The organism is Deinococcus aquaedulcis, from assembly GCF_019693445.1.
Classification (GTDB): Bacteria; Deinococcota; Deinococci; order Deinococcales; family Deinococcaceae; genus Deinococcus; species Deinococcus aquaedulcis.
This window is the reverse complement of sequence record NZ_JAHRBL010000004.1, coordinates 17,578-40,900: the sequence shown is the minus strand read 5'-3', so window position 1 is coordinate 40,900 and position 23,323 is coordinate 17,578. Positions and strand designations below refer to the sequence as shown.

Annotated in this window: 23 protein-coding genes and 1 tRNA gene; 18 read left to right on the top strand and 6 right to left on the bottom strand. The window is 69.8% G+C overall.

Features of this window, described 5'->3' with window-relative positions; all coding sequences use genetic code 11:
• Nucleotides 1–123 precede the first annotated feature (123 nt).
• Nucleotides 124–1,479 carry a carboxypeptidase-like regulatory domain-containing protein gene (locus KMW22_RS06890; protein WP_221089304.1) on the top strand — a complete coding sequence of 452 codons (1,356 nt, stop codon included), beginning with the start codon at nt 124–126 and terminating at the stop codon, nt 1,477–1,479.
• A gap of 175 nt (nt 1,480–1,654) precedes the next feature.
• Nucleotides 1,655–2,869 (top strand): DUF418 domain-containing protein, encoded by a 1,215-nt coding sequence (locus KMW22_RS06885; RefSeq protein ID WP_221089303.1) that lies wholly within the window; start codon nt 1,655–1,657, stop codon nt 2,867–2,869.
• Between the two features lie 45 nt (nt 2,870–2,914).
• On the opposite strand, the gene KMW22_RS06880 is transcribed toward KMW22_RS06885, so the two are convergent.
• Both KMW22_RS06880 and KMW22_RS06875 read right to left on the bottom strand, forming a co-directional pair.
• Nucleotides 2,915–3,178 carry a hypothetical protein gene (locus tag KMW22_RS06880; RefSeq protein ID WP_221089302.1) on the bottom strand — a complete coding sequence of 88 codons (264 nt, stop codon included), beginning with the start codon at nt 3,176–3,178 and terminating at the stop codon, nt 2,915–2,917.
• Nucleotides 3,175–4,212, bottom strand: a complete 1,038-nt coding sequence (locus tag KMW22_RS06875) for a hypothetical protein (RefSeq protein ID WP_221089301.1) — start codon at nt 4,210–4,212, stop codon at nt 3,175–3,177. Before KMW22_RS06875 ends, KMW22_RS06880 begins: the two co-directional genes overlap by 4 nt.
• A gap of 166 nt (nt 4,213–4,378) precedes the next feature.
• Here KMW22_RS06875 and KMW22_RS06870 point away from each other — a divergent pair, with 166 nt between their 5' ends.
• Nucleotides 4,379–4,963: a Jag family protein gene (locus KMW22_RS06870; protein ID WP_221089300.1), complete on the top strand. Its 585-nt coding sequence runs from the start codon at nt 4,379–4,381 to the stop codon at nt 4,961–4,963.
• A complete protein-coding gene (gene prmC, locus KMW22_RS06865) occupies nt 4,963–5,799 on the top strand; it encodes a peptide chain release factor N(5)-glutamine methyltransferase (protein WP_221089299.1) in 837 nt (278 codons plus the stop codon). The genes KMW22_RS06870 and prmC overlap by 1 nt, the downstream gene beginning before the upstream one ends.
• Nucleotides 5,800–5,925: 126 nt before the next feature.
• On the opposite strand, the gene KMW22_RS06860 is transcribed toward prmC, so the two are convergent.
• The 3 genes from KMW22_RS06860 to KMW22_RS06850 all read right to left on the bottom strand — a co-directional run bounded on the left by KMW22_RS06860 (nt 5,926) and on the right by KMW22_RS06850 (nt 9,400).
• Nucleotides 5,926–7,287 carry an MFS transporter gene (locus tag KMW22_RS06860; RefSeq protein ID WP_221089298.1) on the bottom strand — a complete coding sequence of 454 codons (1,362 nt, stop codon included), beginning with the start codon at nt 7,285–7,287 and terminating at the stop codon, nt 5,926–5,928.
• Nucleotides 7,284–8,174, bottom strand: coding sequence for a ChbG/HpnK family deacetylase (locus tag KMW22_RS06855; RefSeq protein ID WP_221089297.1), 891 nt, complete (start codon nt 8,172–8,174; stop codon nt 7,284–7,286). The genes KMW22_RS06860 and KMW22_RS06855 overlap by 4 nt, the downstream gene beginning before the upstream one ends.
• Nucleotides 8,175–8,305: 131 nt before the next feature.
• A complete protein-coding gene (locus tag KMW22_RS06850; protein ID WP_221089296.1) occupies nt 8,306–9,400 on the bottom strand; it encodes an acyl-ACP desaturase in 1,095 nt (364 codons plus the stop codon).
• A gap of 232 nt (nt 9,401–9,632) precedes the next feature.
• Here KMW22_RS06850 and KMW22_RS06845 point away from each other — a divergent pair, with 232 nt between their 5' ends.
• Both KMW22_RS06845 and KMW22_RS06840 read left to right on the top strand, forming a co-directional pair.
• Entirely contained in the window at nt 9,633–10,088 is a 456-nt protein-coding gene (locus tag KMW22_RS06845) for a peroxiredoxin (RefSeq protein ID WP_221089295.1), read from the top strand.
• 2 nt (nt 10,089–10,090) lie between these two features.
• Nucleotides 10,091–11,092: a ParA family protein gene (locus KMW22_RS06840; RefSeq protein WP_221089294.1), complete on the top strand. Its 1,002-nt coding sequence runs from the start codon at nt 10,091–10,093 to the stop codon at nt 11,090–11,092.
• 95 nt (nt 11,093–11,187) lie between these two features.
• Here KMW22_RS06840 and bshB1 read toward each other — a convergent pair whose 3' ends face one another.
• On the bottom strand, nt 11,188–11,916 hold the full coding sequence (bshB1, locus tag KMW22_RS06835; protein WP_328774622.1) for a bacillithiol biosynthesis deacetylase BshB1: 729 nt from the start codon (nt 11,914–11,916) through the stop codon (nt 11,188–11,190).
• Nucleotides 11,917–12,010: 94 nt separating this feature from the next.
• Here bshB1 and KMW22_RS06830 point away from each other — a divergent pair.
• The 12 genes from KMW22_RS06830 to KMW22_RS06775 all read left to right on the top strand — a co-directional run bounded on the left by KMW22_RS06830 (nt 12,011) and on the right by KMW22_RS06775 (nt 23,293).
• Nucleotides 12,011–12,085, top strand: a tRNA-Thr gene (locus KMW22_RS06830).
• Between the two features lie 181 nt (nt 12,086–12,266).
• Nucleotides 12,267–12,767: a hypothetical protein gene (locus KMW22_RS06825; protein ID WP_221089292.1), complete on the top strand. Its 501-nt coding sequence runs from the start codon at nt 12,267–12,269 to the stop codon at nt 12,765–12,767.
• The gene (locus KMW22_RS06820; protein ID WP_221089291.1) at nt 12,764–13,354 is read left to right on the top strand and encodes a nicotinamide mononucleotide transporter family protein; all 591 of its coding nucleotides are present in this window, start codon (nt 12,764–12,766) and stop codon (nt 13,352–13,354) included. Before KMW22_RS06825 ends, KMW22_RS06820 begins: the two co-directional genes overlap by 4 nt.
• A complete protein-coding gene (locus KMW22_RS06815; RefSeq protein ID WP_221089290.1) occupies nt 13,347–14,342 on the top strand; it encodes an AAA family ATPase in 996 nt (331 codons plus the stop codon). Before KMW22_RS06820 ends, KMW22_RS06815 begins: the two co-directional genes overlap by 8 nt.
• A complete protein-coding gene (locus tag KMW22_RS06810) occupies nt 14,339–15,157 on the top strand; it encodes a class I SAM-dependent methyltransferase (protein ID WP_221089289.1) in 819 nt (272 codons plus the stop codon). The genes KMW22_RS06815 and KMW22_RS06810 overlap by 4 nt, the downstream gene beginning before the upstream one ends.
• Before the next feature lie 8 nt (nt 15,158–15,165).
• A complete protein-coding gene (locus tag KMW22_RS06805) occupies nt 15,166–15,993 on the top strand; it encodes a TM2 domain-containing protein (protein ID WP_221089288.1) in 828 nt (275 codons plus the stop codon).
• 496 nt (nt 15,994–16,489) lie between these two features.
• Entirely contained in the window at nt 16,490–17,653 is a 1,164-nt protein-coding gene (locus KMW22_RS06800; protein WP_221089287.1) for an isochorismate synthase, read from the top strand.
• On the top strand, nt 17,650–19,281 hold the full coding sequence (locus KMW22_RS06795; RefSeq protein ID WP_221089286.1) for a (2,3-dihydroxybenzoyl)adenylate synthase: 1,632 nt from the start codon (nt 17,650–17,652) through the stop codon (nt 19,279–19,281). Before KMW22_RS06800 ends, KMW22_RS06795 begins: the two co-directional genes overlap by 4 nt.
• Nucleotides 19,278–20,150, top strand: a complete 873-nt coding sequence (locus KMW22_RS06790) for an isochorismatase family protein (protein WP_221089285.1) — start codon at nt 19,278–19,280, stop codon at nt 20,148–20,150. The genes KMW22_RS06795 and KMW22_RS06790 overlap by 4 nt, the downstream gene beginning before the upstream one ends.
• Nucleotides 20,147–21,451 carry a condensation domain-containing protein gene (locus KMW22_RS06785; RefSeq protein WP_221089284.1) on the top strand — a complete coding sequence of 435 codons (1,305 nt, stop codon included), beginning with the start codon at nt 20,147–20,149 and terminating at the stop codon, nt 21,449–21,451. Before KMW22_RS06790 ends, KMW22_RS06785 begins: the two co-directional genes overlap by 4 nt.
• Nucleotides 21,448–22,215 carry a 2,3-dihydro-2,3-dihydroxybenzoate dehydrogenase gene (gene dhbA, locus KMW22_RS06780; protein ID WP_221089283.1) on the top strand — a complete coding sequence of 256 codons (768 nt, stop codon included), beginning with the start codon at nt 21,448–21,450 and terminating at the stop codon, nt 22,213–22,215. The genes KMW22_RS06785 and dhbA overlap by 4 nt, the downstream gene beginning before the upstream one ends.
• A complete protein-coding gene (locus KMW22_RS06775; protein WP_235692738.1) occupies nt 22,205–23,293 on the top strand; it encodes a 3-deoxy-7-phosphoheptulonate synthase in 1,089 nt (362 codons plus the stop codon). Before dhbA ends, KMW22_RS06775 begins: the two co-directional genes overlap by 11 nt.
• The last annotated feature ends 30 nt before the right edge of the window (nt 23,294–23,323 follow it).

The following is a 23,323-nucleotide window of genomic DNA, read 5'->3' as shown; positions in this document are numbered from 1 at the left end:
TGCTGTTGGGGTGAGGCGCACCCCGCCTCCCCCCCACCCCCAGAACGTGAGTTCGACGTGAGCGGGCTGGGCGTACCCTGAAGGGGTCCACGCCCGCCCTACGCCCCACCCCCAGGAGTGACCATGACCCGTGCCCTGCTGACCCTGTTGCTGACCGCCTCACTGTCCACCGCCCTGGCCGCCGGACCCCGCTCGGCGCTGGTGGACGCCACCTTTATTGACGGCGCCCAGATGGTGAACGGCGCCCCTGAACTGGCGGAATTCGCCGGGGCCCTGCGCACCGTGGCCACCAAGGCCGGCGGCAGCTGTGTCAAGAGTGAATATGTCGTCTGGGACTCGGTGGACGGCCTGGAAGCCAGTTTCCGGCAGGTGCTGGGGTCGCTGGGCTACAGCTGGACCGAACTGGGCGCCAGCAACGACGACGGCCGCTTCGTGTCGTTCAAGGCCACCAAGGGCGCCGCCGCCCTGGCCGGCATCTGGGCCGACAGCGAAGGCACCACGCTGCTGGGCTGGTGCAGCCTGAAGCTGACGGCCGCCGCCAAGCCCCCCGCCGCCCTGACCCCGGCGGCGCCGGCCGCCCCGGCTCCCCGCCCCGCCACGCCTGCCCCAGCGCCAGCGGCCACCCGCACCCCCGCGCCCGCCGCGCCGGCGCCCACCGTCAAGCCACCCGCCCCCAAAAAGGGCTACGTGACCGGACTGGTGCTGGACACCCAGGGCCGCCCGCTGGCCGGCGCCGAGGTCTACATCGTGGGCACCACGTTCAATCAGGGCCAGCGCACCAGCTTTACCGCCGTGACCAAGGGCGACGGTACCTACGCCATTCGCGTGCCGGACGGCCGTTACCACGCCAGCGCCACGGTCAAGCGCGACCTCGCGGGCACCACTTTTGTGCTGCCGCTGCACCCCGAATCCGGCACCCTGAACACCGAAATTGATTCCAGCGAGGGCGGCAATCTGAATTTCCGCTGGCGGCTGGCCGGCGCCAAACCTGGCGGTGGCAAGGACTGGGACGACTTTTATGGCGCCAGCCTGGATTTCAGCTACTGCGGCCTGCCCGCCAAGGCCTACTGCGACGACCGCTACGCCGCCGTGGTGCCCGGCGCCCCCGAAGGCAGCACCGTCACCCTGACCTTTACCCCGCAGGGCAAACTGATTGACGGCAGCGCGGGCAAGCCTGTGGTCATGACCTTTAAAACGGCGCCGCTGGCCCCTCCCGGCGGCTACCCCTACACCGACCCGAACGGCGGCGGGCGCACCACCCTGGGCCAGGGCTGGCCGTACCACAGCTTCGATTTCAACGATATTCCGCTGGGCGTGTATACCCTGACGGCGGTGGCGACTACGCCGGACGGCCGCAAGCTGCCGCTGAAACTGGGCCTGGAGCCGAACAATGTGGAGGCCAACAGCGTGACCTTGAAGTGGAGCAGCTACGACGTGAGCGGCGCCCTGAAGCAGTTCAAGGTGTACGTGCGCGACTGAGCCGGACGGCTGGTCCCACGCCCAGCAAAGCCGATTCAGTTCCCGGCGGACATATCAGGCGGTGCCGCAGGTCCACACAGCCGCGCAGGAGAACGAACAGGCAAGGGACCGTCCCTGCGGGCGTGGCACTCAGACCCGCGCCCGCAGCTCACCGCCGCGCGCTAGCCTGCCCGGCATGACCGAGCCGCTTCCTCCCGCCGCCGCAAGCACGCCCCAGCGGGGCCCGGTGCAAGCCCGCTCCCCGCTGCCCGATGTGCTGCGCGGCGTGGCGCTGCTGGGCATCCTGATCGTGAATATGCAGGACTTCGCCGGCTTTCTGGAATGGCAGCAGCGAGGCGTGGACCGCGCGGCGCAGGTGCTCACCGACGTGCTGGCCAATGGCCGCTTTATCTCAATTTTCGCCATGCTGTTCGGCTGGGGCGCCGCTGGGCTGCTGGCGCGCCAGGGGGTGGGGACCTTTCTGCGCCGCCACCTCGTGCTGCTGGCGGTGGGCGCGGTCCACTATGTCCTGGTGTGGCACGGCGACATCATCAGCAACTACGCCACGCTGGCGCTGGCCCTGCTGCTGACCGCCGCCCTGAGTGCGCGCGCGCTGGTGGTTCTGGCCGGCGTGCTGGGCACGTGGTGGCTGGGCGTGGGGCTGCTGGACGCTGTGGCCGCCTCTGGCCGCACGGGACCGCGCTTTACCGGCCTGCCCGCCCTGGAACCCACCTACCTGGGCAACGTGGCTGACCGGGCGGGCGAATTCTGGCCGCTGCTGCTGAGTGGCAACGTGTACAACGGGACGTGGCTGCTGGCTCTGTTCTGCCTGGGGGCCGCCGCCCAGCGCACCGGCCTGCTCACCCACCCGCAGGACCACCGCCCGCTGCTGCGGCGCCTCGCCGTGGTTGGGCTGCCCCTGGGGCTGGTGCTGGGCGCGGCCCTGGCCTACCTGAACACGCGCGGCGATCAGGCGACCGGCTTTCTGGCGGTGCCGGTGCGCATGGGCGGGGGGCTGGCGGGCGCGCTGGGGTACGTGGGTCTCATTGGGCTGCTGGCGGCCTCGAACCGGCTGGGGCCCCTGCTGCACTTCGCCGCCAGCGGGCGCATGGCGATGACGAACTACCTGATGCAGAGCGTGCTGATGACCTCGTTTTTCTATCCCTATGCCGGGGCGCAGGGCTTTGGATGGGTGGGGCAGGGGCTACCCGGCCAGGGCGACGCCTTTCCGTATGCCGGCGGCTTTGTGGGCTGGGGCGCGGCCAGTGCGCTGCTGCTGGCCCTGACCCTCGGCCTTTGCCAGCTGCCGCTGAGCGCGGTGTGGCTCTCCCGCTTTCGGCAGGGGCCAATGGAAGCCCTGGTGCGCCGGCTGGTCTACGGCCGCGCGGCGCGGCGCAGGGAAGAATCATAACTACAATCTCGCTTTAATCAAGGTAGCCATATAAATCACAGTACTTCAGGGCAGCCATGTACCTGTACCAAACCAACGCCATAGATAGATCATGCCGAGGAACACATAGAGCCAGAACGGCCACCAAAACCGTGTGCGCTTAGCCAGAACCAAAAGGGCCAGGAAACCAGCCAACGGTATCCAGACGAAGAGCAGTGTTAGAAAGGCCATTGACGGTCGTGGGACACCCGGAATCCAAACTTCAGAGGCCACGATGAGGGCAAGCCCTAGACCGAGAAAAGCTAAAAATGTAACACCATATAGCGTCACACCCCGTATTTTAGAGCCACCTTCGTACATAAATTCTCCCAAATGCGGTTTTCAAGCACACTACCTTGACCCACTGTAAACTTCCATCCATTAGGAATACTGCTGAAATCAGCCGTCGGGTGAACCGTAAATTTCATTTTTTGCTTGTTCACTCGGGCTAAAGCGAAGGTGATGTATCCATTTAGAAGATGGCCTTCTTCTGTTTTAAACGTCATTGAGCTGGGCGAGCTGTTCACAACAGACACACTGTTATCCACATTTGCAGGCGGAACTAAGCTGTACGGAAATTTATGCCTCAGGCTGATATTAAATCCCTGCACCAGCTCTCCCTGTCGATTTACAACTGTATCTTTGAAATCCAGATAGGCCCAGCTCAGGCCCGGCAGCCCGGCACCCACCATATCGGCCAGGGTGTCGAAGTTGGCCACAATAGATGACATGATGTGCTCAATCTTCGCATCTGCACTGCAGTCAAACTCTACGCTAAAACTTCTGTTAACCTCCCACTTTTTACCGGGAGACTCTTTCTTTACATATCCTGGTATGGTCTCACTATTCGCTATAGTCACGACAGGCAGCTTAAGGGCAGCCGCGAATTGGCCGAAGGCCATCGGAGCCATTGCACTTACTCCGCCTTCGCCATTCTTGGCTGATGCCGCCAGATGAAAGCCTGTTTGCTGGTGATAAGCCAGAATCGTTGGCTTGTTGAGCTTTTTTCCTCGTAGATACTGGGCCAATTTGACCATCTGAACATCACGAAGCGCTTTATAGTCTCGCCGTTGAATAAGCACCATGTTGGACGAAGTCCAGTTGCTTCCTACAGAGATGACGCGCTGTCCCAAGAGGAGGCGATGAAGCAGTCTGGCCGCCTCATCCCCGTTAGTCGGCCATGGGGCGGTCTCATACCAGTCGGCCCTCTGATTTGCCTGAGCCGATGTGGCCCCACGTAGCTGTGAGCTTGCGACCTCACTCGTTTTCCCCGATGAAGCAGTTTGACGGTTAGGTTGAATGGGGCCGAGCTGACTGAGCGTCACCAACGGAGGATATGTCAGACTGCTTGTTTTAGAAGCCAACTTTGAGTCTCGGCGCTGGTGATACTCTCCGAAAACCAACTGAAAATTCCAGTCAATTTCTGACCTATCAGCTGTCCCGCGCGGAGTGTGGGAAAAGGGTGAGGAGCGGCGCGCTAGACTGAGGCGCATGGATAACCGCACGAACCTGGACGACTACCTCGCGGGGCTGGGCATCAGCGACGCGGACGAGAGCGAGCTGCCGCCGCCCGCGCCCGACGCTGCCCCCATGACGCCGCCTGCGCTGGAGGCCGCGCCAGAAACCCCCCTGGCCACCCTGGAGCGGTTTCTGCGTGGGCTGATCAGCCGCATTGACCCCGACCTGCAGGTCACCGTGCGCGAGGTTGAAGACGCCCTGGAAGCCGAGATCACCGGCGAGAACGCGGCCAAGCTGGCCGGGCGCGACGGGCGCACCCTGGGCGCCATTGAGGTGCTGGCCTACACGGTGCTGGCCAAGCACGAGGGCCGCACCAAGGAGCGCGTGCGGGTGGACATCGGCGGCTACCGCAAGCGGCAGGCCGACACCCTGACCAAGCTCGCCGAGCGCCTCGCCGTGCAGGTGGCCAAGAGCGGCGAGCCCCACGAACTGCAGCCCATGCCCGCCGCCGAGCGGCGCGTGATTCACATTGCCCTCAAGGAGCACCCCGATGTCATGAGCGAATCGGTGGGCGAGGGCGCGGCGCGGCGCCTGATCATCAAACCCCGGCACGGCTAATGGCGGTCCTGCGCGACCTGCTGCGGCAGGGCGCGGCGCAGCTGCAGGCGGCGGGCGTTCCCTCCCCGGAGGTGGACGCCCGCGCGCTGCTGGTGCTGGCCCTGAACCTCTCCCCCACCGCGCTGCTGACCCGGGGCCACGAGCCTGCCCCGGCGGACGGACAGGCCCGCTACGAGGCCCTGCTGGCCCGACGCGCCGCCCGCGTGCCGCTGCAACACCTGCTGGGTGAGGTGGAGTGGGGCGGCGTGCGCCTGCGCACCGACGCCCGCGCCCTGGTCCCCCGCCCGGAAACCGAGTGGCTGCTGCACCTCGCCTTGCAGGCCCTGGCTGGTCGGCACAAGCCGCGCGTGCTGGATGTGGGCACGGGCACGGGCGCCCTGGCCCTGGGCCTGAAAGCCGCCCGCCCCGACGCCCAGGTGAGCGCCACCGACCTCAGCGAAGAGGCCCTGTCTCTGGCCCGCGAGAATGCGGCGCTCAATGGGCGCGACGTGGCCTTCGTGGCCGGCGACCTGCTGGCGGGCCTGAGCGGACCCTTCGACCTGATCGTGAGCAACCCCCCCTACCTGCCCGAGACCGATGCCCAGGCGGCCCAGCCTGAGGTGGCCTTTGATCCCCCGCTGGCGCTGTACGGCGGGCCTGACGGGCTGGCGGTGGCCCGCCGACTGGCCGCGCAAGCGGGCGCGACCCTGGTCCCAGGGGGTGAGCTGCTCCTGGAACTTGACCCCCGCAACGCCGCGCCCTTCGCCGCAGAACTGCGTGCGCAGGGCTGGCAGGCCACCACTGCCCCCGACCTGACCGACCGCGAACGCTTCGTCCTGGCCCAGCGGCTGGCGTAGGGCGCCTTACAGCGTGGCTGGTCACGGGGTCAGGGTTCGGCCTCATCGTCGCTCAAAAAACCCGCGCCATACACGCGAACACGACCAGAAGTGTCTTTCTGCACGCGGCGCCATTCTTCATCCTGGTCACCCGCCCGGCTCCACGCTCCACCCCGCATCCTCCACGCGCCTCTTCTGCGCCAGCGCCGCCCGCATGGCCTCCAGGCGCCGGCCATGCAGCGGATAGAACAGCAGCACCCCTACCGCCAGCAGGGCGCCGGCAATGGGCGGCACGGTCATGAAGAAGCGGAAGCCCTCAGCCACGCCGTCGGGTTGCACGGGCAACTTGGGGTCGTAGCCGCTGGCCCGGGTGACGGCCCCGAATACCTGCGAGGTCAGGGCACCGCTGAGGGTGGTGATAAAGCCCGACATCCCGAAATACATGCCCTCGCGGCGCTGGCCGCTGCGCAGCTCGTCCTCGTCAATCACGTCGGCCATGATCACGTCGCCCATCAGGATCATGCCGGCCAGGGCGGCGCCGAAAAGAATGGTGGCGGCCAGGGCGCCGGGCACCGTCTGCACCAGGGCCAGGGGCAGCAGGGCGGCGGCGCTCAGGCCAAAGGCCAGCATCAGGGTGCCGCGTGGGCCCAGGCGCGGGGCCAGCAGGGCGCGCCACGGCCACAGGGCCAGCCCGGCGGTTACAAACGCGGCGGCCAGCAGCCCGGTGGTCACCGCGCCGCCCGCCTGCCCCAGGCTGTAGCGCACAAAAAAACCCATGCCCGTGGCCAGGGTGCCGGTGGCAAAGAACCGCAGCGTCTGGGCCGCCACCACGGCCAGAAACGCCCGGTGGCTGAAGGTGGCCCGCAACGCCGCGCCAAAGCCCAGCGGCGACTGGGCTGGCCCTGACTGCTCGAACAGCGCGCCCAGCCCGAACACGATCGCCCCGGCCGACAGAACCGCGAACAGCACCCCCATTCCGCCCCAGCCAATCCAGCCGGCCAGCAGCGGCGGCAGCGCCAGCCCGAACAGCAGCCCCAGCGTCTGCACCAGATTCATGCGCCACGCCACGGCCGTGCGCTCGGCGTAGGTGCGGAACATCTCGGGCAGCAGGGCCAGATACCCGGTCCCCACGGCCGTGCCGAAGGTTTCCCACAGCACCCACACCACCACGAGGTAGCTCAGCAGGGCCACGGGGCTGTCCACGCCGTTGAAGGGGGTCATGAACAGCAGCGCAAAGCAGATCAGACTCGGTAGCCAGCCAAAGCGCACATAGGGAATGCGCCGCCCCCAGCGGCTGCGGGTGCGGTCCGACAGGTAGCCGATCAAGGGATTATTCGCCGCGTTGTACAGGGCAAAGATGGTCATGGCCGCTGCGGCCCAGCCGGGGTCCAGCTTGCGGTCATCCACGTAGTACAGCAGCAGAAAACTGCCCGCCTGCGCCGGAATGGTCAGGCCAAAATTCATGACCGAGTAGCGCCAGCGCACGGCGGACGAGGGTTCAGCGCTCATCGGCGGCCCAGCAGGGCGCGCAGGGGACGGTAGGTGGTGACCTTCACCCCACTGCGCGCCAGGACGCCCGGCAGGCGCGGGTCCAGAAACGCCTCGTAGTTCGCCACCCGCCCCGCCCAGTCGCCGGCCACCGCGCGCAGTTCGGGGGTGTCGCGCGCTGGGTGCAGGATGAAGTGGGTAAGCCCGGGGCCCAGACCGGCCAGCAGCTCTTCAATCAGCGGCACCTGATCGCCACCGCTTTCCAGCGGCAGCATCACGATCTGGTCCACCAGCGGCACGCCCCGGCGTTCCAAGGCACCCAGTGCCAGCGTAACCGCCTGGGCCTGCGCCGGCCCCAGCCCATGCGCCCGCCAGCCGGCGACACCCAGCCGGGGCAGCAAGGGCAGGACACCGCGCTTCAGGGCGGCGCGCACCGCATGCGGCAGCAACGCCGGGTGGGCGGCGGTGCCCATATGACCGTCCGCGTGTGAGATGTTCAGGCCCCAGGCCAGCGCCCGGTCCAGTTGTGCGGCCATTTCGCGCCCGGCCGCCCCCGGCTTGGCCTGCGTCCACACGCCTTCCGAGGTGGCGTGAAAGTAACCCTGGGCGTCGGTCAGGCCACCGGCCACGCCCCGGGTCAGCGGGGCCCAGCGGGCGGCGGGCCATTCGCTGGTCAGGGTCAGGTGCACGCCCAGGTCCACCTCGGGCCACTCCTGGGCCAGCCGGGCGGCGGCCGGGGCCCAGGCACAGGGCATCATCAGGGCCGCCGAGCGCAGCGTGCCCGCCGCGAACAGGTCGGCGGCACCCGAGACGGTGGCCTCGCACATGCCCAGATCGTCGGCGTGGAAGATCACCACGCGGTCCTGGGGCGCGTAGCCCAGCTTCAGCAGCGCCGGATTGGGGGGCATAGGGCACCGTCCTTGAAAGCGCGGGGGAGGAAGGGGGAGCGGAACCCGCCCAGGATGGCACAGGCCACCGCGTGGCCGCAAAAAAGGGCTGCGCGCCGAAGCGTGCAGCCCTTGGCCTGAGGCCTTTTCTCTCAGTCGTCGGCGGCGGGCGTGTCCTGCACCGGCACTTCCGGGTTCACCACGAACTCGGTGGGATCGTACAGGTCGAAGCCAATTTCTTTCTCGTAGTCCTGAATCTTGACGTGCAGGCGCTTCACGTCGCCTTCCACAGCCCCGTAATCGAAAGTCTCGAAGATGGCGGTGGTCTTGAAGTTGCCGCCGTCAAAATCCGGGACCTCACGCGTCTTGCGAATGCCTTCTTCCAGGGCCTTGCGGCTTTCAATGCCCATGTTGCGGAAGGCCACCTGCATCACGTCGCGCTGGAAGTCGCGCGGGCCGTAGATGCCAGCGCGGTACACCGTCTCGAAGAACTGTTCCCAGTCGGGCACCAGCGTGGCGGCGGGCATGGAGAACTGCCCAATCACGTTCTTGATGGCGGTCAGGGTGCGCTCGGGGTAGTAGTACAGGTACATGCGCACGCCTTCCAGGAAGAAGTTGTAGTGCGCGGCCTCGTCCACGGCGATGGTCTGGGCCACCTTGGCCAGCACCGGGTCCGAGAAGCCCTGCAGGTGCGGCTTGTCGCTTTTGCCCTGGGCGATTTTCATCATGTTCAGGTAGTTCAGCTGGGTGGCGCGCTCCTGAAACACGGTGTACACGAGGTTGTGAATCGCGTCGGGGAAGGGCAGCTCCCAGGTCTGGGACTTCAGGCGCTCCTTGTACTCCTCAATCCACTGCGGGCTGCGCTGGCCGCTGAACAGCACGGCGTTTTCCCAGGCGTCGGCGTGCTTTTCCTCTTCGCTGCCCCAGCGCAGCTGAAAGTGCGAGCGGCCGTGGCTGCGCCGGACCAGGTGCACGAGGCTGCTGGTGAAGTCCGGCGCGTACTGCTCCACAGCAAAGAAGCCCTGCAGCACGGTGATAATTTCCGGGGGCATGTCCTGGCGCAGCTGGCGCCATTCAAAGGAGCGGTCGGGGTTCCAGTTCCGCGTTTCCTGGCTGCGGGCGGTGTACCAGCGGTACAGGCCCAGAAACCCACGTTCAATCAGGCGGTCTTTTTCGGCATTGCTGAGCAGGCCGGCGGGGGTGCGCGGGCGCTCGTGCAGCATGTTGGGGGGCATCACATCGGCCATGGGCGTTCCTCCTCAGGGGGCCCCGCCCCGGCAGCGGGCTTGCCGGCACACGCGGGGGACGGTACCCACCCAGGGTAGGCCCGCAGGCCCCCGGCAGGCGTGAAGCGGGACGCAGTTCAAGCTGAAGGCTTCCTTCAGGCGGCGATCAGCTCCGGGTCGGCGCCTGGCCAATTTCCGTACCCGTCGTCCTTTCCGGCCCGCCGGGCCGCGGCCCTGCTCTACACTGCCCGGTATGAGCCTTGTGGGACAGCCCGCCCCCGACTTCACCCTGCCGGCCTCGACCGGCGAGCAGATCACCCTGAGCAGCTACCGGGGCCAGCAGCATGTGGTGCTGGTGTTCTACCCGCTGGACTTCAGCCCGGTGTGCTCCATGCAACTGCCCGAATACTCCGGGCGCCAGGACGACTTTGCCGATGCCGGCGCCGTGGTGCTGGGCATCAACCGCGACTCGGTGCATGCCCACAAGGCCTGGGCCGCCGAATACGGCATTGAGGTGCCCCTGCTGGCCGACATGAAGCTGGACGTGGCCCGGCTCTACGGCGTGGCGATCGACGAGCGCGGCATCAGCGGCCGGGCGGTCTTTCTGATTGATAAAGCGGGCGTCGTGCGCTACCAGCACGTCGAGGAAACCACCGGGGCCTACACCGTGCGCCCCGAAGTGGTGCTGGCGAAACTGCGCGAGCTGTAGCCATGAGCCCCACTGTCCTGTCGTTTATCAACCTGAAAGGCGGCGTGGCCAAGACCACCGCCACCGTGCAGCTGGCCGACACCCTGGCCTTCTTGAAGCAAAAACGGGTGCTGGTGCTGGACCTGGACCCCCAGACGAACGCCACCCTGGCCCTGATGGGCGAGGAGCGCTGGGCCCAGGCGGACGAGGCCGGGCAAACGCTGGCCCATCTGTTCCTGGACCTGCTGCGCGGCACCCAGGGCTTCGACCCGGCGCAGGCCATAGTGCGCGGGGCCAGCAACCTCAACCGCGTGCCCGCCGAGGTGATGGCCCGCCTGCCCGAAGGCAGCCGCTACGGCCGGGTGGACCTGCTGCCCAGTTCCATTCGCCTGATTGACGTGCAAGACCGCATGCAGGACATTGCCGCGCGCACGCACTACGCGGTGAACCCCATGGAGGCGGTCAAGCGCTACGTGGCGCCGCACTTTGCTGAATACGACTACGTGCTCATTGACTGCCCGCCCAACCTGGGCTTCGTCACCCAGAACGGCCTGGAGGTCAGCGACCACTACCTGATTCCCACCATCCCCGACCGCCTGAGCACCTACGGCATCGGCCAGATTGCGGGCCGCATTGCCGAACTGCGCCGCGCCCGGGGCCTGCGCCTGACCTGCCTGGGCGTGCTGATCACCAAGTACCAGGGCAGCAGCACCCAGCACCGCCAGGGCCTGTCGCGGCTGCCCGGCGACCTGGCGCGCGCCTTTGAGGCCACGGGCGAGCCCACCCCGCCCATTTTCGACACCCGCCTGCCCCAGACCAACGCCATGGCCGAAGCCATGAGCCACGACCGCCCGGCCGCCACCTACCGCGACAAATACGGCAGCAATGTGGTGGGGGGGCAGGCGGCCTACAAGTACGGCCTGGACCTTGCTGACGAATTGGAAGACCGCCTGCGCGGGCAGGTCAAGGGCAGCGCCAGCCCCTTTGGAACGTGGCTGAGCAGCCTCACCCAGAGCGAGGGCTAATACGACTTCCGAAAAACGCCGTCACGTGTGACGGCGTTTTTCCGACCGAAGGAAGAAAAACGAATTTCCGGAAATGGACGGAATTCGTCTAACCCCTACAGCGCCAGCGGGTCCACCAGCAGCGGGTCCTCGGCTTCAAAGGCCTCGGCGTAGCGGGCGCGGGCCAGGGTGCCCCAGTATGTCAGGCGGGCGCGCCGCCGCTCCACGATTTCGGGGGTCACGGTTTCGGAGATGGGCTCGCCGCCAAACTGGCTCCCGTGGGCCAGCACCGCCTGCGCCCAGGTGTCCTGCACCGCTTCCACGTCAATGAGCAGCGTGGGCCGGATATCCGAGTTGCCCTGGTACAGCAGCACCCGCGCGACCCGGTGAGGTTCGCCGGTCAGGTCTGCCTTTTTCAGCTGCGCCAGATGCACGGCGCGCTTGGCCAGGTGGTAGGTGCCAAAGTGGTCCGGGTGGCGGTCGTGGTGGTGCGGCACCACCAGCACGCGGGGACGCACCGCCCGCAGCGCGGCGGCCAGGGCGTGGGCGCCCTGTATGGTGTCGCGCAATTCACCGTCGGGCAGCCCCAGTTGCCCGCGCCACGCCAGTCCCATGATGGCGGCGGCCTGCACGCATTCGGCCACCCGCCCCTCCGGGGTGCCCTGGGTGCCGCGCTCTCCGCGCGAGAGTTCCAGGATGCCGGTGGCCCGCCCCGCGTGCGCCAGCCGAATGAGGGTGCCGCCTGCGCCAATCTCGGCGTCGTCGGGGTGGGGGGCGAGGCACAGCCAGTCCAGCGGCTGCACGGCGCCAAAGATGGTCTGGAAGGAGGCGGAGGGCAGGCTCACGCCCGCCAGCATAGGCCGCCTGAGGCGCGCCTTGACACCCCCAGGCGCCCTTCCTATACTCTTTGAGCTTCCCTGGAAGCCCGCGCTTTCATTTGCCGATGTAGCTCAGGGGTAGAGCAACTGATTCGTAATCAGTAGGTCGTCGGTTCGAATCCGACCCTCGGCTCCAGAGACAAGACTCCGCCCTGTGCGGAGTTTTTGTTTTTGGCCCGGGGCAGGGGTCTGGCGACCTGTGGGCACGGTGCAGGCATATCGTCCGCAAAGCGGATGCCTTCTCCCTGCGCCGCCTGACATGATGGCCTCACCATGCACCCCCGACCCTCTGCCGCTCCCACGAGAAGGCCTTCCCCATGACGCCGGACTGGCTGGACACCCTCTTCCCCCCGAAGGCCGAACGCACCGTGCCCTGGCCCCCGGTGGGCGACACCGTGACCCTCTACACTGGCCTGCAGGAGCTGCGCCTGGTGGCCGAACGTGGCTGGCGCGCGTGGCCGCCGCGCCTGCCGGACCAGCCCATTTTCTACCCGGTGCTGAATGCGGAGTACGCCGAGGAGATCGCCCGCGACTGGAACGCCAAACGCAACGATCCGCCTGTGGGTTTTGTGACGGCTTTCGAGGTGCAGGCCGAGGTCGCCACCCGTTACGAGATTCAGGTGGTGGGCGCACAAGACCGCCACCAGGAACTGTGGGTGCCCGCTGAGGAGCTGGACACCTTCAATGCGGCGATCATTGGGCCCATTCGCGTGCTCGCGCATTTTGCAGGCGCTGGCTACAGCGGGCACATTGACCCAGAGACGCATCTGCCCGAAGGCCTGTGGCCTGTGGGACACAAACCCGGGGTGACTCCATGACCCTCTTTGGCCTCTCCATCCCCACCCTCGCCCTGGACCTTGCAGGCGGCCTGTGCGTGCTGGTCAGCTTGTACCACCTGTGGTCCAAGCGCAGCACCTACTGGCACTGGAGCAACGCCTCGCTGCTGCCCTACTTCCTGCTGTTTCTCGCTGGCGGGCAGTGGATGTTCGCGGGCTTGCAGGTCACATACTTGCTGTTCGGCCTTCACGGCCTGTACCTGTGGCACCTGGAAACGCGCCGGGCCAGGGGCGAGATCCGTTTCAACGAGCCCGCGTGGTACGGCGTCACCTGGGCCGCCAGCCTGCTGATTTTTGCCTACACCGTGGCCGTGACGGATTTCAGCGCGGTCTGGAACTGGGTGCAGTTCGCCGCCGTGACGCTGGCCCTGGTCGCCAACTTCGGCACCACCCGCCGCTGGGCCTGGTCGTGGCCGGTGTGGATCCTGGTCAATGCGGTGCAGGCGGTGTACTTCTGGCATACCCAGTATTGGGTGCTGTTTGGCCTGCAGTTCGTGCTGGCGGCCATGAGTGTGTATGGCTGGCGGCAGTGGCGGCGTGACGAGGCGCGGGCGGTGGCCTTTGCCTGAATTCCGCCACGGCCTGGTGATTGGCAAGTTTGCGCCGCTCCACCGGGGCCACCTGCACCTGCTGGACCACGCACTGGCCCGCTGCGAGCGCCTGAGCGTCTGGATGTATTCCCGCCCGGACTTTCCAGAGATGCCCTCGCCGCTGCGCCGGGGCTGGCTGCGCGCGCTGTACCCGGCGCGGCTGTCTCCGGGCCTGCACCTGCTCCCCGACGCCCCGAATCCGCCGATGAACGACGAGCCCGACGTAGTGCACCGCGCGTATGTGCGTTCGGTGCTGCGGGGCTGGGGCGTCTTCCCCGACGCGGTGTTCACCTCGGAGGCCTACGGGGACGAGCTGGCGGCGGACCTGGGCGCGGCGCACGTGTGCGTGGACCGGGCGCGGCAGACGGTGCCGATCAGCGGAAGCGCCCTGCGCGCCGACGTGCATGCCCACCGGGCCTTTCTGGACCCCGTGGTGTATGCCCATTTCGTGCGCCGGGTGAATATCCTGGGCGCCGAGAGCACCGGCAAAAGCACCCTCACTCGCGCGCTGGGCGAGGCGCTGGGCACAGCCTGGGTGCGCGAATACGGCCGGGATGTCTACGAGCGCGAGCAGGGGCAGCTGAACCCGGCCCATTTTCTGGAAATCGCCCGGGGCCAGCGGGCCCTGGAAGCCGAGGCCGCCCGCACCCCCGGCGTGCACCGCTGGGTCTTCTGCGACACCGACGCCGCCACCACCCTGATGTGGTCCCACCTGCTGACCGGCACGGCCCTGCCCGAACTTCAGGCCCTGGCAGACAAGTGCCGCACCCGCTACGCCCACACCTTCGTGTGCGACACCGACCTGCCCCACGAGCAGGACGGCTGGCGCGCCAACACCGAGGTCCGCGCCGTGCAGCAGGCCTTTATTCGCCAGGATCTGGAGACGCGCGGGGTGGCCTACACCGTGCTGCGCGGCAGCGTGGCCGAACGGGTGGCGCAGGTGCGCGCCCGGTTGGGGGCCGGATGAGCGGCGAGCGCGAGCAGGCCAATGCCCGCCTCTTTGACGCGGTGGCCGCCACCTACGACGAGGTGGGCTTTCTGGCCCAGGCCGCGCGTTTCGTGGCAGAGGTTGCGGCGGTGCAGCCCCACGAGGCCGTGCTGGACGTGATGACCGGCACCGGCACAGTGCTGCGCGCCCTGCCCCACGGGGGCAGCGGGGCGCGGGTGGGCACTGACCTCTCGGCCGGGATGCTGGCCGTGGCCCGCGCGGGGCTGCCCGGCGCGACCTTCGTGCAGGCCGACGCCGCACGGCTGCCCTTTCCAGACGCCCAGTTCGACGCCGTGATCTGCGCCGCTGGGCTGTTTTTCATGCCGGACATGGCCCTGACCGTGCGTGAGTGGGCGCGGGTGCTGCGCCCCGGGGGCCGGCTGGTGGTCTCAAGCTTTGGGGCGGGGCTGCTGGGCGACTTGCCAGGCCTGTGGCGCGCGGCACTGGGGGCGCATGGCCTGAAACCCGGCTCGCCCCCCCTGGGCCGCCTGCCCACGCCGCAGGCCCTGGCCGACGTCTTGCGCGCGGGCGGCCTGCAGGCCAGCGCCGCGCTGCACCCCCTCTTTTACACGCTCCCCACCCCGCAGGCCCGGCTGGCCGATATTCAGGCCGGCTTGGAAGGCGCGCCCCTGGCCGGACTGCCGGCGGCTCAGCGCGCCGGGCTGCTGGATGAGCACCGCGCCGCGCTGGCGCCGCTGTTCGCCGCCGGGCCCCTCAGTGTGCCACTGCCGGTCATCGTGGGCACGGGCATGCATCTTCCGGGGGACGCAACGGCGGGTTCGGGCATCGCGTAATGTGAAGCATGACGAACCCCGAAGACAACACGTCCGGCACGCCCAGCGCCGCGCCCTCCTGGGTGGACGAGGTGCTGGGGCCCGCCCAGAGCGCGTCCAGCCCGGCCTCGGGGGACCTGCGCATTCCCGAACCCCAGCGCCCCGCCGCCGCCCCGGCCCCCGCCTGGGTGGACGAGGTCAGCGCCCCCGGCCGCGTTCCTGCCGACCCCGGCCCGGCCCCTGCGTCCCCAGCGGCCCCCGCCTGGGCCGACGAGGTCACCCGGCCCGCCCACACGGCCCCCGCTTCCTCACCCTGGCCCGAGGACCGGCCGGCGGTGGCCCCGGCGGCCCCCACGGGCGCTCCCCAGGACGACTGGGTGACCCGGGCGACGGGTGGCGCGCGCAATCCCACCATTCCGCAGGGCCCGCCCACGGGCTACGCCGAGCCGGCGCCCGCCCGCCCCTTTGACCACTTTGGCGACCCGGCCCACCAGATGACGCCCGCCTACGGCCAGGGCAGCCACAGTTCGGGCTTTCTGTCCAGCGACGTGGCCCAGAAAAAGCTGTTTGCGGGCCTGCTGGGCATCTTCCTGGGCAGCCTTGGGATTCACAAGTTCTATCTGGGCAATACGACCGCTGGCCTGATGATGTTGGGGCTCAACATCGGTGTGTGGGTGGTCGCGCTGCTGCTGGGCCTGCTGACCTTCGGCGTGGCGCTGTTCGTGACCGTGCCGCTGGCGGGGCTGGTCAGCAGCGGCCTGGGCCTGCTGGGGCTGGTGGAAGGCATTATCTACCTCACCAAGAGCGACCCCGAGTTCCAGCGCGACTACGTGATTGGCAAGAAACCCTGGCTGTAAGGCCCAGGGGTCGGCCTCTGACCGCCGTCCTGCTGATTTAAGGGCGGCGGTTATGCATAGGGGTGAGGGTGAAGGGGACGGCGACAGGCTGGCATTCCTCTGCACCCAGGGGGCGGCAAGGAGAGTTTCGGGTCTCGACGAACGCGGGAAGAAGCCGTGCCGTGAACTCCTGTCCCTAGCCCCTCCGACGCTCCAACTTTTGGACTTAACTTGACTATTTTGATCGGATTTGTCAGATTCTGACGGGGCGATGTGAGGTTGACCGCTGGTCGCCCAGGTCTTGCCTTTGTTTAGTCGCTAGGCCCTGGATGTGCTCTTGCATCAGCGTTGACGGCTCAGACACTCAAATGACCGCTGAAGCCGCCATTGCCTTCCCCTGCTGAGCAATTCCCCCGTTTTTATCCCCCAGGGCCTGCGCCCTCTGATCCCCGCTGCTGGTGCGCCGCGCTGCGGGCGCCGCCGTCCTTCCGTCTTGCCTTCGCCCCCAGGAGACCCCATGACCCTGCTTGCTCCGCCCCGGCCCGGCGCTGCCCCGGCCCAGACACCTGCTCTGCCCCCTTTCATCTGGCAGGCGCCCGCCACGTCCTTTTTTGCCGCCGAGCTGCAGCCGGCTGCCGCCACGCCCGGCCCCCCGGCGCAGCAGGCCCGGGCGCTGCTGCGGGCCGCTCAGCAGGCGGGCCACCTCCACCCACGCGTGGTGGGCGCCCTGCCGTTTGACCCCACGCAGCCCGCCACCCTGTACGTGGCGCCGCAGGTCACCCCCGGCTACCCGGACTGGGCCGCCAAGCCAGTCCCCAGCGCCAGCGTGCGCCGCGTGAGCGCGCGGCCAGGGCCAGCGCACTTCGAGGCCCTGGTGGCCCAAGCGGTGAGCACCATTCGGGCGGGCGGGCTGCACAAGGTGGTCCTGAGCCGCCTGCTGGAATTAGAGCTGCGCGAGCCGCTGGCCCTGGCGCCAGTGCTGGGCCGGCTGGCCGCGCGCCACCCGGGCGGCTACACCTTTGCACTGCCGCTGGACCCGGCCGGCGAGCGCACGCTGATTGGCGCCAGCCCGGAACTGCTGGTGCGCAAGGCGGGCCCCCACCTGTGCCTGCACCCGCTGGCAGGCACCCGCCCCCGCCAGGCCGGCCCGGACGCCGACGCCGCCCAGGCGGCCGAATTGCTGGCCTCCGCCAAGGACCAGGAAGAACACGCGCTGATGGTGGAGGCCATCCGGGCCACGCTGGCGCCGCTGTGCCGCGAACTGCACCTGCCGCCCCGGCCCCAGCTGGTGCAAACCCCCACGCTGTGGCACCTGGGCACCCCCATTCAGGCCCAGTTGCGGGACCCGGGCCTGTCGGTGCTGGACGTGGCCCAGGCCCTGCACCCCACCCCGGCGGTGTGCGGGGTCCCGCAGAGGGCCGCCCGGCAGTTCCTGGCCGCACATGAACCCTTCGCGCGGGGCCTCTTTGCCGGGGCGGTGGGCTGGTGCGACGCGGCGGGCGACGGCGAGTGGGCCGTGACCATCCGCTGCGCAGAGGTGGGCCCGGAGCAGGTGCGGCTGTTCGCGGGGGCCGGGGTGGTGGCGGCTTCAGACCCCGCGCAGGAACGGGCCGAAACCGCCGCCAAGTTCCGCACCATGTTGCAGGCGCTGGGCCTGGACAGCCTGGGGACGGCCCTGTGAGCCCCGGGGACACGGCCGACTTCACCCCCTGGCCCGACAACCTGGCCCGCACCTACCGCGAGGCGGGGTACTGGCAGGGCGAGACCTTCAGCGCATGGCTGGCCGGACTGGCTGCCCAGTACGGCGACCGCACCGCCCTGATCGCCGGGCAGACGCGCCTGAGTTACCGCGACCTGGACGCCCGCGCCACCCGCATGGCCGCGCATCTGGCCGCCCACGGCCTGCAGCCCGGCGAACGGGCCGTGGTTCAGCTGCCCAACGTCCCCGAATTCTTTGACGTGCTGTTCGGCCTGCTGCGGCTGGGCGCGCGGCCCATCCTGGCGCTGCCGGCCCACCGCCAGCGGGAAATTGGCTTTTTCTGCACCCATGCGGACGCGGCGGCCTATCTGGTGGCCGACCAGCACGCCGGCTATGACCACCGCCTTCTGGCGCGCGACGTGCAGGCCCAGGCGCCGGGCCTGCGCCGGGTGTTCGTGCTGGGCGAGACCGCCGAATTCACGCCGCTGCAGCCGGCCGCTGGCACCCCACCCTTCTCCCCGCCCGCAGGGAACGCCGCCGAGGTCGCGCTGTACCAGCTGTCGGGGGGCAGCACCGGCACCCCCAAGCTGATTCCGCGCACGCACGACGATTACCTGTACAGCATCCGGGCCAGTGCGGCGATCTGCGCGCTGGGGCCGCAGACGGTGTATCTGGCCGCCCTGCCGCTGGCCCACAACTTCCCGCTGACCTCGCCGGGCACGCTGGGCATGTTTCACGCGGGGGGGCAGGTGGTGCTCTCGCCCGCGCCCACGCCCGACGTGGCCTTTCCCCTGATCCGCCAGCATGGGGTGACCCACACCGCCCTGGTGCCCGCGCTGCTGCAGGTGTGGCTGCAGGCGGCCGAGCAGGCAGGCGGCCCGGGCCTGTCCTCGCTGCGCTGCGTGCAGGTGGGGGGCGCGCCCCTCAGCCCGGACACCGCCCGGCAGGTGCCCGCGCGGCTGGGGGCCGAGGTGCAGCAGGTGTTCGGCATGGCCGAGGGGCTGGTGAACTACGTGCGCCCTGGCACGCCACTGGAACGCGCCGCTTGCACCCAGGGCCACCCCATCAGCCCACACGACGAGGTGCGGGTGGTGGACGACGAGGACCGTCCGGTGCCCGACGGCACGCCGGGGCACCTGCTCACGCGCGGGCCCTACACCATCCGGGGCTACTTCCGCGCGCCAGAGCACAATGCCCGGGCCTTTACCCCGGACGGCTTTTACCGCACCGGCGACCTCGTGACCCGCTGGCCGGACGGCGCTCTGACCGTCACCGGGCGCCACAAGGACCAGATCAACCGTGCGGGCGAGAAGATCGCCGCCGAGGAGATCGAGCACGCCCTGCTGCTGCACCCCCAGGTGCGCGGCGCGGCGCTGGTGGGCGTGCCGGACCCCTGGCTGGGCGAACGCAGCTGCGCCTTTGTGCAGCCCGCGTCCCCCACGCCGCCAGGGCTGGCCCTGACCCTGCGGCGGCACCTGCAGGCCCTGGGCCTGGCCGCCTACAAGATCCCCGACCGCATTGAGCTGCTGGACGAGCTGCCCCGCACCGCCGTCGGCAAGCTCGACAAACCCGCCCTGCGCGCCCGCATGGCCCCAAGGAGCACCCCATGATTCCCCGCCTGGCCCCCTACCCCATGCCTGACCCCGCCACCTTTCCCCAGGGCCGCGTGACCTGGACGCCCCAGCCTGGGCGCGCCGCCCTGCTGGTGCACGACCTGCAGAGCTACTTTCTGAACTTCTACGACCAGACGCAGCCGCCCATTCCGGCCCTGCTGGCGCAGGTGGGAACCCTGGTGGCGCACGCCCGCGCCCTGGGCATACCGGTGGTATACACCGCGCAGCCCGGTCAGCAAGACCCCCAGGACCGCGCCCTGCTGAGCGACTTCTGGGGCCCCGGGCTGGGCAGCGACCCCGGGCAGACCTGCATTCACCCCGCCGTGGCCCCGCACCCGGACGACCTCGTGCTGACCAAGTGGCGCTACAGCGCCTTTCAGCGGTCGCCGCTGGAGGAGTTGCTGAAGGGCTGGGGGCGCGATCAGCTGCTGATCTGCGGGGTGTACGCCCACATTGGCTGCCTGCTGACGGCGGCGGACGCCTTTATGCGCGACGTGCAGCCGTTCCTGATCGGCGACGCGCTGGCCGACTTTTCCGAAGCCGAGCACCGGCAGGCCCTGGCCTACGGCGCGGGCCGCTGCGCGCAGGTGCTGGGCACGGCGCAGGTGCTCTCGGCGCTGGGTGACCGCCCGGCCGCCGCCTGGACCCCCGACCACCTGCGCCAGACGGTGGCGGCGCTGCTGGAGGTGCCCGCCGCCGAGCTGCACGATGACGACGACCTGCTGCTGCTGGGCCTGGATTCCATTCGCCTGATGCTGCTGGTGGACGGCTGGCAGCGGGCCGGGCTGAGCATCACGTACGCCGACGTGGCCGCGCGGCCCACCCTGCGCGCCATCGCCGCGCGGCTGGCCCCGGAGCCTGTATGAGCGGAGCACACGGCGCCCACAGCGAACCCGCGCTGGGCCTGACCGGGGCGCAGCTGGGCCTGTGGCACGACCACGAGGCCGACCCCCAGAGCACCCTCTTCAACACCGCCGAGGCCCTGGACCTGCACGGCCCGCTGGACGTGCCCCGCTTCACGGCGGCGGTGGCCCGCCTGCTGGCCGAGGTCCCCGCCCTGCACGCCCGCTTCGAGGCGCGGCCCGGGGGCGCGCGGCAGTGGCCCGGCGCCGCCGCCCCGCAGCCGCTGACCGTGCGTGACCTGCGTGGTCACCCCGACCCCCACGCCCAGGCCGACCAGGAAGCGCAGGCGTGGCTGGACACGCCGCTGCGCCCGGAAGCCGGCGAACTGTACCGCCACGGTCTCTTTCTGCTGGGCCCGGCACAGGCACGCTGGGTGCTGGTCACGCACCACATCGCCCTGGACGGCTACGGCCTGTCGCTGTGCCTGCAGCGCGTGGCGGCACACTACCGCGCGGGCGCTCCCCTGCCCCCGGCATTCGACCCGCTGGCGCCTGTGGTGGCCGAGGACGAGGCCTATCAGCGCTCACCGCAGCGCGCCGTGGACCGGCAGGCCCTGATGGCGCTGTACGCGGGGCTGCCGCACACGCCCGCGCCCCTGCTGGAACGGGGCCTGCGCCGGGGCCACCGTGCCCGGGGCACCGCCGCCCCGGCCCTCACCCGGGCGCTGGCCGAGCAGGCCCAGGCCCTGGGCACCGCGTGGCCCACCCTGCTGTTTGCCCTGAGCGCGGCGTTCTGGCACGCGCACACGGGCGAGCAGGCCACAGTGCTGGCCGTCCCCGTCATGAACCGGCTGGGCCGCGCCTCGGCGCGGGTGCCCACGATGGTGATGAATCTGGCACCGCTGCGGCTGGACGTGACCCCGGCGCTGAGCCTCGCAGCCCTGACCCGGCAGGCCCACGCGGCCCTGGGGGCCCTGCGCGCGCACCAGCACTACCGCTACGAGCACCTGTGGGCCGACCTGAACGGCCACCGCCTCTTTGGCCCGGAGGTGAACGTGATTCCCTTCCAGGCGCCGCTGGACTTTGGCCCGGGGCTGGAGGCTCGCCTGGAGAATCTGGCCTCTGGCCCGGTGGAGGACCTCGCGCTGACCTTCACCGGCTGGGGCCCTGCGCTGGAGCTGACGCTGGACGGCCACCCCGCCCTGTACACCCCCGCCCAGGTGCAGGCCCTGCACGGGCGCCTGCTGGCCGCGCTGGCGCGTGGCGTGGCCCACCCGCACACCCCCGTGGCCGACCTGTGGGCCCCCGAGCAGGCGCCCGCATGAGCCTGCCCCCATTGCCCGCCCTGGCAGGCCGGGTGGCCCTGGTGACCGGCGCGGCCCAGGGCATCGGCGCGGCCGTGGCGCAGGCCCTGGCAGCGGCTGGCGCCACCGTGCAGGCCACTGACCTGGCGCCCCTCCCCTGGACCGCCCCGCGGGTGCACGCCGCCCAGCTGGACGTGACCGACGCCGCCGCCGTGGAGGCCCTGGTGGCCCAGACCGAAGCGGCCCTGGGCCCCATTGACCAGCTGGTGAACGTGGCCGGGGTACTGCACCTGGGCCCGCTGACCGAGCTGAGCGACGAGGCCTGGGCGCACACCTTCGCCGTGAACACCACCGGGCCCTTTTACATGGCGCGGGCCGTGGGCCAGCGCATGCAGGCCCGCCGCAGCGGCGCCATCGTGACTGTCAGTTCCAACGCGGCCCACGTGGCCCGCGCTGGGATGGGCGCCTACGCCGCGTCCAAGGCCGCCACCACCCACCTCATGCGCTGCCTGGGGCTGGAACTGGCGCCGTATGGGGTGCGCTGCAACGTGGTGGCCCCCGGCTCCACCGACACACCGATGGGGCGGCAGCTCTGGACGGGGGACACGGGGCCCGCGCAGGTGATCGCGGGGGACCCCGGCCAGCACCGCCCCGGCATTCCCCTGGGCCGGATCGCCGACCCCGCCGACATTGCCCAGGCCGTGCTGTTCCTGCTTTCGGACCACGCGCGGCACATCACCATGCAGCACCTGACTGTGGATGGAGGCGCCACCCTTGGACACTGAGCTTTTAAGCCCCGAACCCCTGGATCTGGACCCTACCTCCTTACAACCGGTGCTCTCGCCGCAGGCCCTGCTGGCGCAGCTGCCCCGCTCGGCCCAGGCCGCGCAGACCGTGGCGGGGGCCCGGCGGCGCATTGCAGCCATTCTGCGCGGCCAGGACCCCCGGCTGCTCGTGGTGGTGGGGCCCTGCAGCATCCACGACGAGGCGCAGGCGCTGCGCTACGCCCGGGGGCTGGCCGGGGCACGCGCCCGCTGGGGCGACGCCCTGGAACTGGTGATGCGCGTGTACGTGGACAAGCCCCGCACCCGGCTGGGCTGGCGCGGCTTCCTGCTGGACCCGGACCTGGACGGCCGCCCCAACCTGAACGCGGGGCTGGTGCGCGCCCGGCGCCTGATGGCCGCCATCAACGAGCTGGGCGTGCCGGTGGCCACCGAACTGCTGGCCCCCCAGTTGCCCCCTTACCTGGCCGACCTGCTGAGCTGGGGCTGCCTGGGCGCGCGCACGGTAGAAAGCCAGACCCACCGCGTCATGGCCAGCGCGCTGCCGTTTCCGGTGGGGTTCAAGAACGGCACGGGCGGCTCGGTGGGGGTGGCGGTGGACGCGGTGGTGGCGGCCCAGGCCCGGCAGATGTGCTGGACCACCGCCCCAGACGGCACAGGCGCCCTGACCCTGACCCCCGGCAATCCGCACGGGCATGTGGTGCTGCGCGGCGGCCACGCGGGGCCCAACGCCGACCCGCAGGCGGTGGCCCAGGCCGCTGAGCAGTTGCGTGGGGCGGGCCTGACTCCCAGGCTGCTGGTGGACTGCGCCCACGCCAACAGCGGCGGCGACCCCGCGCGGCAGGCAGCGGTAGGCCGCGCGGTGCTGGCCCACTGGCACCCCGCCAGCCCGGTGCGCGGCCTGATGCTCGAAAGCCACCTGCACCCCGGCCGCCAGCCCTTCCCCGCTCCCGGCGAGTGCCCCGCCTACGGCCTCAGCCTGACCGACCCCTGCCTTGGCTGGCCCGACACCGAGGTCCTGCTGGCCGAGGCCGCCGCCACCGTGCGCCAGCACGAAACCCTGCTCTCCTGCCCGGTCTAACCCCCAAAGCAACCCCACGCCATCTGCTAT